The 11,516-nt window shown below is 28.1% G+C and carries 10 protein-coding genes; 5 read left to right on the top strand and 5 right to left on the bottom strand.

Going from position 1 to position 11,516, the window contains the following annotated elements; all coding sequences use genetic code 11:
• Nucleotides 1–243: 243 nt before the first annotated feature.
• On the bottom strand, nt 244–570 hold the full coding sequence (locus AVBRAN_RS00915) for a rhodanese-like domain-containing protein (RefSeq protein ID WP_214117496.1): 327 nt from the start codon (nt 568–570) through the stop codon (nt 244–246).
• 114 nt (nt 571–684) lie between these two features.
• Here AVBRAN_RS00915 and AVBRAN_RS00910 point away from each other — a divergent pair, with 114 nt between their 5' ends.
• A complete protein-coding gene (locus AVBRAN_RS00910; protein ID WP_239803313.1) occupies nt 685–1,998 on the top strand; it encodes a cation:dicarboxylase symporter family transporter in 1,314 nt (437 codons plus the stop codon).
• A gap of 637 nt (nt 1,999–2,635) precedes the next feature.
• Nucleotides 2,636–2,881 carry a hypothetical protein gene (locus tag AVBRAN_RS00905; protein WP_239803312.1) on the top strand — a complete coding sequence of 82 codons (246 nt, stop codon included), beginning with the start codon at nt 2,636–2,638 and terminating at the stop codon, nt 2,879–2,881.
• 40 nt (nt 2,882–2,921) lie between these two features.
• On the opposite strand, the gene AVBRAN_RS00900 is transcribed toward AVBRAN_RS00905, so the two are convergent.
• The 3 genes from AVBRAN_RS00900 to groES form a co-directional block, all read right to left on the bottom strand.
• Nucleotides 2,922–3,095: a complement resistance protein TraT gene (locus AVBRAN_RS00900; RefSeq protein ID WP_239803311.1), complete on the bottom strand. Its 174-nt coding sequence runs from the start codon at nt 3,093–3,095 to the stop codon at nt 2,922–2,924.
• 187 nt (nt 3,096–3,282) lie between these two features.
• Nucleotides 3,283–4,923: a chaperonin GroEL gene (gene groL / locus AVBRAN_RS00895; RefSeq protein WP_239803310.1), complete on the bottom strand. Its 1,641-nt coding sequence runs from the start codon at nt 4,921–4,923 to the stop codon at nt 3,283–3,285.
• 10 nt (nt 4,924–4,933) lie between these two features.
• The gene (gene groES, locus AVBRAN_RS00890; protein ID WP_214117500.1) at nt 4,934–5,191 is read right to left on the bottom strand and encodes a co-chaperone GroES; all 258 of its coding nucleotides are present in this window, start codon (nt 5,189–5,191) and stop codon (nt 4,934–4,936) included.
• A 156-nt stretch (nt 5,192–5,347) separates the two neighbouring features.
• Between groES and AVBRAN_RS00885 the strand changes: the two genes are divergently transcribed.
• From AVBRAN_RS00885 to AVBRAN_RS00875, 3 genes are all read left to right on the top strand, one after another.
• Nucleotides 5,348–7,528 (top strand): hypothetical protein, encoded by a 2,181-nt coding sequence (locus tag AVBRAN_RS00885; RefSeq protein WP_239803309.1) that lies wholly within the window; start codon nt 5,348–5,350, stop codon nt 7,526–7,528.
• Nucleotides 7,525–8,817 (top strand): adenylosuccinate lyase, encoded by a 1,293-nt coding sequence (purB, locus tag AVBRAN_RS00880; protein ID WP_214117502.1) that lies wholly within the window; start codon nt 7,525–7,527, stop codon nt 8,815–8,817. The genes AVBRAN_RS00885 and purB overlap by 4 nt, the downstream gene beginning before the upstream one ends.
• A 307-nt stretch (nt 8,818–9,124) precedes the next feature.
• On the top strand, nt 9,125–9,346 hold the full coding sequence (locus AVBRAN_RS00875) for a helix-turn-helix transcriptional regulator (RefSeq protein WP_214117503.1): 222 nt from the start codon (nt 9,125–9,127) through the stop codon (nt 9,344–9,346).
• 78 nt (nt 9,347–9,424) lie between these two features.
• On the opposite strand, the gene AVBRAN_RS00870 is transcribed toward AVBRAN_RS00875, so the two are convergent.
• Nucleotides 9,425–11,311 carry a methyl-accepting chemotaxis protein gene (locus AVBRAN_RS00870; RefSeq protein ID WP_214150249.1) on the bottom strand — a complete coding sequence of 629 codons (1,887 nt, stop codon included), beginning with the start codon at nt 11,309–11,311 and terminating at the stop codon, nt 9,425–9,427.
• Between the last annotated feature and the right edge of the window lie 205 nt (nt 11,312–11,516).

Here is an 11,516-nt window from a genome sequence, read left to right as displayed (position 1 = left end):
TATTTTCATTTTATTTTTAAAAGTTAAAGAAAAGTTGCTACTAAGTTAAGCCAAAATCAAACTGAAACTTTAAAGTAATTAATAATAATTTTAAAATATTTAAAACATTTATCGTATCGGACTTTGTTTGATTTTGATAAAAAGAATTTAAAATAAGAATTTTTTAAAAATTTTAATTATTTGACTATTTTAATAATAATTATTATAAATAGTCAAATATGTTACATATTGTAATGATTTTAATTAATTTTTTACTTTATCTGGGTAATTTTGACACATTGCAATAATACCACCTGATAAATTAAGAGCGATTTTTTCTTTTTGATTTAAAAACTCACATAAAAACGCACTTCTTGCTCCACTTCTACACATAATTACTAATGTTTTAGAATTATTTTTAATAATCTCATCAAAGTCTTTTTTGATAATTTCTTCATCAGCTGAATTAAAATCTATAGGATAAAGTAAAGTATCTTCTAAACTAAATTCATCTATTTCTTCTTGAGTTCTAATATCTACTATTAAATGTTTGTCAAAATCTATATCTTTTGCATTGATATTTATATTCATATTTTATCCTTTGTGTAAATTCGTAACATTTTTTATCTAATTTATCATTAAAAATTATCAAAAAAATATTTTTTTGGTTATTATGAGTGAATATTATCTAAAAAAGGAAAAAAAATGAGCAGGTATTTTAAAAGCCTTATTTTTTGGGTTATTGTAGGATTAATCCTAGGAATTGTTGTTGGAGCCATGCCTCCTATTAAAATAGAAGCACTTGGAATAGAAAATCTAGCTATTTGGTCTAAAGTGTTTATTGATATGTTTATTAAAGCATTAAAGCTTTTAATTGGACCTATCATTTTTGTAATGATTATTCTAGGAATAGTTGGACTAGGAGATATTAAAAAAATCGGCGGAATTGGTGTTAAGGCTGTAATTTACTTTGAAGTAGTAAGCACACTTGCTCTAATCGTAGGTATATTTATGGCTAGAATTTTACAACCTGGAGTTGGTATGAATCTTGATATCAATGCTTTAGATGCGTCAAGTGTTGATAAATATGTAAAAGCTTCTCAAGGTAGCGAAAGTAGTTTTTGGGGAGTTTTAAAAGGAGCAATTCCACAAGATTTAGTAAGCCCATTTACAGATGGAAAAACATTGCAAGTTTTATTTATAGCATTATTTACAGCATTTATTGTAATAACTTTAAAAGAGCAAGATAGAGAATATATCAAAAAAGCTTTAGAAGTGTTCCAATCATTTGTATTTAAAATTCTTACTTTAATTATGTATTTTAGCCCACTTGCTACATTTGGTGCTATGGCTTATCTAATATCAAAATTTGGCTTAAGCTCACTTGTAAATATGGGATATTTATTATTCGTTATGCTTGCTGCTTGTTGTGTATTTATATTTGGAGTTTTAGGAATAATTTGTTATGTAGCTAAAGTAAATATATTTAAATTCATTAGATTTATAGCTAAAGAATTATTAATCGTATTTACAACAAGCTCAAGTGAAAGTGCATTATTACCACTTATGAAAAAATTAGAAAAAGCAGGAATTGATAAAAGCTGTGTTGGTTTAGTTTTACCTACTGGATATAGCTTTAACTTAGATTGCACAAATATTTATCTAGCTATGAGTGTAATATTTTTAGCACAAGCATTTAATATAGATATTAGCTTATGGCAAGAAATTACAATTTTACTTATATTAATGGTTACTAGTAAAGGTGCTGTTGGAGTAACAGGAAGCGGCTTTATCGTTTTAGCAGGAACTCTTAGCTCATTAGGAGATAATTTAATCCCTGTTGCAACAATCACCGTTTTATTAGGAGTTGATAAGTTTATGAGTGAGATGAGAGCGTGTGGAAACTTATGCGGTAACTCTGTTGCTTGCTTAATAGTTGCTATATGGAATAAACAAATAGATATGGAAAAATTCCGCTACGCACTAGACCACCCTAATGATTTTAAAATACAAGATTAGGAATACTTTTTGCTTTTGATATCCTGCAATATGAAAGGATATCAAATGCAAGTGTTAGAACAAGCTTTTTCTTTATTTGCTGTGCTAGTTTGCATAGCAACAATTTTTATTAAAAAAAATAATGAAAACCAAGAAAAATAAGGTTTTACCTGAATTAAGGAATTTAAAAAGGATTTAAATTCCTTAAAAATTAGAATAAATTATATATCTTCTTCGCCATTTCATTCTCAAGTATAGGTAATACTTCTTCAAGCTTAATATTTCTTTGTTTTGCTTTTGCATTAATTATTGTTGAGTTTTCAATGAAATCACTTTCGTAATTTTGAGATTTTGAATTGTTTTGTAATTTTAAAGATGAATTTGAATTTTTTATATCATAATTATTGTTTTGATTAATTAAGGAATTTAAAAAGGATTTAAATTCCTTAAAAATTAGAATAAATTATATATCTTCTTCGCCATTTCATTCTCAAGTATAGGTAATACTTCTTCAAGCTTAATATTTCTTTGTTTTGCTTTTGCATTAATTATTGTTGAGTTTTCAATGAAATCACTTTCGTAATTTTGAGATTTTGAATTGTTTTGTAATTTTAAAGATGAATTTGAATTTTTTATATCATAATTATTGTTTTGATTGATGACCTTATTTGCACTTCTTTGCTTAATATTAACATCAGCTTTTAATTCTATTGTATATTCTTCGCCGGTAATATTATTTATAATAGAACTTGCAAAACTTTTATTATTAGCAAAAGCAGCAAATGCTGGATTAATTGATTTTAAAGCATCTTGCTTTAATTCTTCTTCGCTTTTTTTAGAGCATTCAACAATATTAGTGCTTACAATAAAAGTAGCATTAGTGGGTTCATTTAATATTGTATAGCCTTTATTTTTTAATCCTTCAATTAGTTTTGATTCAATATTTACATTACAATCACTAGTGTTTTTTTTGCAAATACAAATATATTTTTTTTGCTTTTAGCAACTGGTTCAATAAAAATACTATTATTTAATTTTGTATCAAGCTCTAAAGAATTACTAGCACAAGCACCAAACATCAAACCAACACCAACAATACTTAAAATTGTCTTTTTCATAAAAGTTCTTCTAAAATAAATTAAACTTTTATTATATGGGGGGGGTTCTTAATATAAGCTTAAAATTTCTTTTAATAAATAGTTTTTTAAAGATATGATTAAATTAGATTTATAAAATGAAGTTAATAAAATAATTTAGGAATTTAAATAATAAAAAGCTCCAAAATTGGAGCTTTTAAAAGTGGTATTACATCATACCAGGCATTCCGCCCATACCACCCATACCGCCACCCATTGGCATTTCAGGTTTATCTTCTTTAATATCGCTTATTGTAGCTTCTGTTGTAAGTAGCATTGAAGCAACGCTTACGGCATTTTGTAATGCTACACGCTCAACTTTAACAGGGTCAATTATTCCTGCTTCATACATATCTACATATTCGCCACTTGCAGCGTCAAATCCTTTGTTTTCATCTTTGCAAGTTTCAATTGTATTTACGATAACTCCTGCATCAAATCCTGCATTTTCTGCAATTTGGCGAATTGGAGCTTTGATTGCACGGCGAACGATATTTGCACCGATTAACTCATCGCCTTCAAGATTTAGATTAATTCTATTTGTAGCGTGAATTAGTGCAGCACCACCACCAATTACTATACCTTCTTCAACAGCAGCTTTAGTTGCACTTAGTGCGTCATCAACTCTGTCTTTTTTCTCTTTCATTTCAGTTTCAGTTGCAGCACCAACTTTAATAACAGCAACACCACCACTTAATTTTGCTAAACGCTCTTGTAATTTTTCTCTATCATAATCGCTTGTAGTTTCAGCAATTTGAGCTTTGATTTGATTAATTCTTGCATTAATTGCGTCTTTGCTACCTGCACCATTTACTATTGTAGTATTATCTTTATCAATTACGATTGAACTAGCACTTCCTAAATCAGCTGCGTTTGCACTTTCAAGTGTTCTTCCCATTTCTTCGCAAATTACCGTTCCACCTGTTAAGATTGCAATATCTTCAAGCATTGCTTTTCTTCTATCACCAAATCCAGGAGCTTTAACTGCAGCTATATTTAAAATTCCTCTTAATTTATTTACAACTAAAGTTGCTAATGCTTCGCCTTCAATATCTTCAGCAATGATTAAAAGTGGGCGACCATTTTTTTGTGCAGTTTCAAGCACAGGTAAAATATCTTTTAGATTTGTGATTTTTTTATCATAAAGTAAAATTAATGGATTGCTTAATTCACAATTCATTTTATCAGCATTTGTGATAAAATATGGGCTTAGATAGCCTCTATCAAATTGCATACCTTCAACAACGCTTAATTCATCATTGATTGATTTTGCTTCTTCAACTGTGATAACGCCATCTTTGCCTACTTTTTCCATTGCATCTGCGATTAATTGTCCGATTTTTTCATCGCTATTTGCTGAAATTGTAGCAACTTGTGCGATTTGCTTTCTATTTCCTGCAACTGGTTTTGCTAAAGCTTTTAGTTCAGCTATAATTGCTTCGCAAGCTTTATCCATACCACGCTTAACTTCAATTGGATTTGCACCAGCTGTTATATTTCTTAAACCTTCTTTAAAAATTGCGTGAGCTAAAACGGTTGCAGTTGTAGTTCCATCTCCTGCTTGATCAGCAGTTTTACTTGCAACTTCTCTTACTAAACTAGCACCCATATTTTCTAAAGTGTCTTTTAATTCAACTTCTTTTGCAACGCTAACACCATCTTTTGTAATAGTTGGAGCACCAAAACTTTTTTGAATTAATACATTTCTGCCACGAGGCCCCATAGTAACTTTTACAGCGTCACTTAATTTTTTAACGCCTTCATATAATTTATTTCTAGCTTCATCTGAATAAAAAATTTCTTTTGCCATCTAAATCTCCTTATAAAATTCCTAAAATATCTTCAAAACTTAAAATTAAATATGTTTCATTATCAATTTTTAATTCGCTACCTGCGTATTTACCAAATACTACTTTATCGCCGATTTTAATATCGCTAATTTCTTTAGCAACTGCTACAACTTCGCCTTGTTGTGGTTTTTCTTTAGCATTGTCAGGTATAATAATTCCTGAAGCTGTTGTTTTTGTTTCATTTGCGCATTTGATTAATACACGCTTATTTAGTGGAGTAAAATTCATTTTTTCTTCCTTTCTTGTGGTTTATCACTCTAATTCTTTGAGTGCTAAATTATAATTAAAATAAGTTAATCAAATCACTAAATGATAAAAAATAACTAAAGAAACTTTAGTGAAAATAGCTCAAGTTTATTTATGAAGAAAACGAAAGGTTGTATTATGAAAAAAGTTATTTATTCGCTCCTTGCTTTGATTTTAATAATTGTTATAGGGGCTTATTGTGTGTTATTTACAAGTTTTGGAAATAATTTCGTAAAAAATATAGCAGAGAAAAAAATCAATGAAAATTCAAATATAGCAGTTAAAATTGAAGAATTTGAATTGAGATTTTCAACTATTAATTTAAAAGTTTTAGTTAATGGAATGCTTGAAGCAGCAGTTAATGGGGATTTTTCACTATTATCTCGCAATCTTAATATAAATTATGAATTAAATGGAAAAAACCTAGAAACCCTAAAAATCACCGACCCTTTAAACATTAAAGGCAATATAAATGGTAGTTTTAATAATTTTAACATAGATGGAAAAGGTGTTATTTTTACTAGCCCACTTACACTTGATGCAAATATAAAAGATTATTTTCCAACTAAACTAAATCTTAATGCTAATAATTTAGATATAGAAAAATTAAGCAAAATCGCAAATGTTGATTATGCAAGTGGATTTATCAACCTAAATGCAAATGTTGATGAATTTGATAAAGACAAACTTGATGCAAAAGCTTTAATTAATATTTATTCAGAACTTAAGCTAAAACCAAGTATCACAAAAGAATTTGGAATTGACATTTCAAGATTTGGTAAGGTTATAATTGATTCTAAAAATACTTATAAAGCTAATGAAATTACTCCAAATATCAATGTAAAATCAAATATTTTAAATATTACAAGTGATTTTAAACCTATAAATCTTAATAAATTAGAAGTTCAAGGGCAATTAGTTACAAGCCTTACTGAATTAGCTTTCATAAATCCTAATTTAAATTCTGATTTAAAAATCACTTCGCAAATTGATTTTAAAAATAAATTAGCAAATATAAATTCTATAGTTAGTGGTAAAAATATAAATGCAAAAGATTTAAAAATCACTCACGATTTATCTAATAGCAAAACTGCAATTAATACTGATTTAAGAGCTAACGCAGGACTTTTAAAACTTAGTGGCGATGAGATAATAAATCTTAAAGCTAGTGCTAATTTAGATAAAAATGGTTTAGAAAATGCGAATGTAAATGGTTTATTATTAGGTGCAAAATCAGATATAAAAATGGGTAGAAATGATTTAGTAGCTAATATTGAAGGTCTAAAATCTCTAGCTTTATTAGGCTTGCTAAATCAAGATAAAATGTTAGATGCAAATATTAATATAAACGCAAAATTAAGCGATTTAAAAAACCTAATAGGCTCGGCAAATCTTAATATAAACGGAAAAACAATCCCAAGTTATTTCAAAAAAGAATATGATTTAGAGATTAATTCAAAAGTATTAGCAAACGCTGATGTTAAGCTAAATGGTGCTGATAATATCAGTTTTGACGCTAAATTAAATACTGATTTAGTAGATAGTTTTAACGCAAATGGTAATTACAAAAAAGGCGTAGCAAACGCAAATTATGATGCGAGTGCAAATCTAGCTAATTTTAACGCTTTACTTAATAAAAATATGAGCGGAAATGTAAAAGTTGATGGGAATTTAACTTTTGATAAGATATTAAATCTTACTTTAAACTCAAAAGAATTCTTTGGCGGTTCATTAGCTGCTAAGCTAAATGGGGATAAATTTAACGCTAATTTAACTAGCGTAGCTTTAGATAATCTTGCAAAATCTTTTGATTTAATTGATATTTATAAGGCAAATATCAATGGGAATTTAGATTATGATTTAAAAAATGCTAATGGAAAATTAGTTGCAAATCTTGGAAAAGGACATTTAAAATATCACAAAACTATAAAATTAATTAATACGATTTTAAATACTGATATTACCCAAGTTATTTTTGATAAAGGCGATGTATTAGTAAATATTAATAAAAATCTAATTGATTATAATGCAAAAATTAGTGCAACAATTGCAAAAATTGAAGTAAATAATGGAACATATAATACTCTTACAAAAAGTATCAATGCACCTGCTCTTGTAGCATTTAATAATAATGAAATTAAAGGAACATTTTCAGGTGTAAATGATGATGTTAAATTCATTCCTGATGCAAAAAACACTATAGAAAATGCTGTAAAAGTATTAGATAAAATAACAGGCAAAAATAATGGTGAAAAAATAAATGAAACATTAAAACCTGCTGAAAATCTTATTAAAGGATTATTTGGAGGTAAAAAATGATTGCAAGATATTCAAACCCTGAAATGTCAAGTATTTGGAGTGAAGAAGCTAAATTTAATGCTTGGCTAGAAGTTGAACTTGCAACTTGCAAGGCGTTTAATAAAATAGGTGTAATTCCTAATGAAGATTTAGAAAAACTATATAAAAATGCTAAGTTTGATATAGCAAAAATAAAAGAAATAGAAGAGCAAACCAAACACGATGTAATAGCCTTTACAAGAGCATTATCACTTAATTTAGGCGATGAGAGAAAATGGGTTCATTATGGACTAACAAGCACTGATGTAGTAGATACTGCACAAGCAATTCAACTAAAAAAAGCAAATGAAATAATAAAAGCTAATTTAGAAAATCTTTTAGATATTTTAAAAGAAAAAGCAAATCTTTATAAATATACTCCACAAATAGGAAGAACTCACGGAGTTCATGCAGAGCTTACTACTACTGGGCTAAAGTTTGCTTATTTTTACGAAGAAATCAAAAGAAATTATGAGCGTTTTATAAACGCTAGTGAAGAGATTAGAGTAGGAAAAATTAGCGGTGCAGTAGGCACTTATGCAAATGTTCCACTAGAAGTAGAGCTTGATATTTGTAAAGAGCTTGGATTAAATGTAGCAAATATCAGCACTCAAGTTTTACCTAGAGATTTGCACGCAAATTATATAAGCGTGTGTGCGTTGATTGCAAGTGCACTTGAGCGATTTGCTACAGAGATAAGGCACCTTGCAAAAACTGAATGCGTAGAAATGCTTGAATATTTTAGTGAAAATCAAAAAGGTAGCTCTGCAATGCCACATAAGAAAAATCCAATAGGAAGTGAGAATATTTGTGGTCTTAGCCGTGTGATTAGGGGGTATTTAATAACTGCTTACGAAAACATAAATCTATGGCACGAGCGTGATATTAGCCACTCAAGTGCAGAGCGAATTATGCTTCCTGATGTAACGATTTTGCTTGATTATATGCTAAAAAGATTTAGTTCTATTGTAAAAAATCTTATGATTTATCCTGAAAATATGAAAAGTAATTTAGATAAATCTTATGGATTAATCTTTTCTCAACAAGTGCTTTTAGCCCTTATTCAAAAGGGTTTAAGTCGTGAAATGGCGTATGATTTAGTGCAAGGACTAACTAAAAAGGCTTGGAGCGAAAAGCTTCAGTTTAAAGAATTATTAAAAAATAGCAAAGAAATTTGCGAAATCTTAAGCACCGAAGAGATTGAAAATGCTTTTTTAGTTGATTATCATCTTAAAAATATTGATAAGATTTATGAGCGTTTGGGATTGTAAAAAATAATAGGAATTTCAAATTCCTATTATTTATCTCATTTTAAAACTAATTTTTTAGCTTTATTTGTTTCTTTAATAGCTTTTGATAATTCTTTATATCTATTCTTCTAAATATAATTTGTGAATTATTATTTTTCATTCCTATCTCTTACTTGCTTCATTTAATAAAAAGCTTAACTATGCTTACACTTAAAATATATTCATTACTTTTATCATCATAAAAAATACAAAAATTTAAAAAATATATATTTTGCTTAATCATTTAAATGATATTATATAAAAAATATATTTGTATTAAGGATATGATATGAAAGTAGAAGAAATAAAAACATTTTGTAAAGAAAACAATCTAACCTACAAAGAATTAGCAGAAAAAATTGGAATGAGTGAAGGGAGTTTAAGAATTGCAATTGCTACAAATAGAATAAGCACAAGAACCATAGCTGCTATGAATTTGCTAAAAAAAGTTTATAAACTAGAAAATGAATTAAAAGACTTCAGAAAATTAAAAGAAATCCTATCAAACTAACAATATTAAAAAACTTTTACAAATAATCTTAGATTTAAATTCCACTAAAAGATTAAACCAGCATTTAGCTGGTTTAAATTAGATTTTAAATTTACCCAATTCTTCATCAAGTTTAATAGTCATCTTAGATAAATGCTCACTTGCTCCTGCTACTTCTTCTACGCTTCTAGCATTTGAATTAGCGATTTTGTTAATTTGCTCAATTTGAGTTATAACACTACGAATAGTCTTAGCTATATCTTTATATTCATTTACGCTATTTTTATTAGCACTAATGCTTGTTTGAACGATTAAAGAGTTTTCATTAACCACTTCTTCTAATTGAACACTAGATTTTGAAATATTTGAAATATCTTGAGCGTTCTTTTCCATTTCTCCACACGCATCATTTACTGATTGAACTACCACACCTATTGTTGTATTTATTTCTGCAAGGCTTTTTTGCGTTCTTTCAGCTAATTTTCTAACCTCATCAGCAACCACAGCAAATCCACGACCATGCTCACCCGCACGAGCTGCTTCAATAGCTGCATTTAATGCTAATAAATTAGTTTGGTCTGCTATATCGTTTATAACATTTAAGATATTTTTAACTTCTTCTGTGTGTTGGCTAGTTTGATTTAATTTATTTGATAATTCAGTAGTTTGTAAAGATTGATTTTCTAGCACTGAAACAAGTTTTAATATTTGATTTTTAATAATATCTAAATTATCACTAGCTGTTTCAAGTTGTTTTGAACTCTCTTCAGCGTGTTCAACGGTAACATCTATATCTTTTAATATAGCTTCTCCTGCTTTAGTAGCACAACCTATTATTGTAGTTTCTTCTTCTACTTGCTTACCTACTGCTAGTGAAGTTGAGCTTAATTCTTGAGCTACACTTGCATTTTCTGTTGAAGTTGATTTTGAATTAGCTATTAAAGTTTGGATTTTTTGTATAAAAGTATTTACATGCTTTCCTATTTGAGCTATTTCATCATTACCATTAATCGCAACTCTTTTTGTTAAATCACCTTCCCCTACTGCTAAATCTTTCATCATTAAGCCTAGTCTATCAAATGGTCTAAACAAATAAACTAAAACCAATATAACAATACCAATAGTAACCACAATAGCTAAAACACTTGCGATTATTAGCGTTTTAAACTGATTGCTAACATCTTTAAATGCTATTTCTTTATTTATCGCAGCAGCAACTTTCCAGCCAGTTTCAGGAATAGTGCTAAAATCCATAATTTGCTTTACTCCATTTAATTCAAATTCTAATTTTCCACTATTTTTTGAATACATTTCATCAAGCATTGGTTTTAAATTAGGAAATACTTCTACTAATTTTTTACCTATTAATTGTTGGTCAGGATAACCAATAATCATTCCATAATTATCTAAAACATATAAAGCCCCACCTTCAATTCCAGCATTTTTAGAAAAATCAGAAACTTTATCTAAAGTAACATCAGCACCTAAAGCACCTTTAAAATTAGAGTTTTTATCGTATGTTGGAGAAACTACTGACATAACTAATTTTTTAGTTTGAGCGTCTTCATAAACATCAGTTACAAAAGTTTTATTTAATTGTTTTGCTTGTTTATACCAACCTCTTTGAGTTGCATCAAAAGGTGCTTTCCAACCTGTGCCATCATACATAGAGCCATCTTCAAATGCTAAAAATACCATAGGAGAATTTAAAACCCTAGTTTCATTTTCTAAGTAAGGCACAAAAGCTTCTTTAGAATTTGAATCAAACTTAGATAAAGTTTTAGCAGTCTCTTTAATGCTTTGCTCTGTTATGCTAATGAAATTTTGAATGTAATTTAAATTCTTATCTACAATATCATCTAAATAGCGTTCAATATTAGCAGATATAGTTTTGCTACTAGTGCTATAACTAATGTAGGTTAGAGCCGAGTATCCAACGACTAATAACACAATTAATGTTAAATAAATTTTATTTTTAAAACTCATTTTTTTCCTTTTTTTATTAAAAATTCGGCGAGATACTAACACAAAAAATATAATAAAAATATAATTAATTGATAAATATAATTAAAATATTTATAGGTATTTGAGTAGTTTTTACACAAAAACTAGATAATTTTTCTCCTAATTACTATTTGTAACACTTCTTTAAGTCTTAATAGCTAAGATTTTTAAATCTTTTCAAAAAGGA

It is taken from the genome of Campylobacter sp. RM12651, assembly GCF_022369475.1.
Lineage (GTDB): Bacteria > Campylobacterota > Campylobacteria > Campylobacterales > Campylobacteraceae > Campylobacter_E.
Note: the sequence above shows the minus strand (reverse complement) of the source record. Positions and strands in the feature narration are given on the sequence as shown.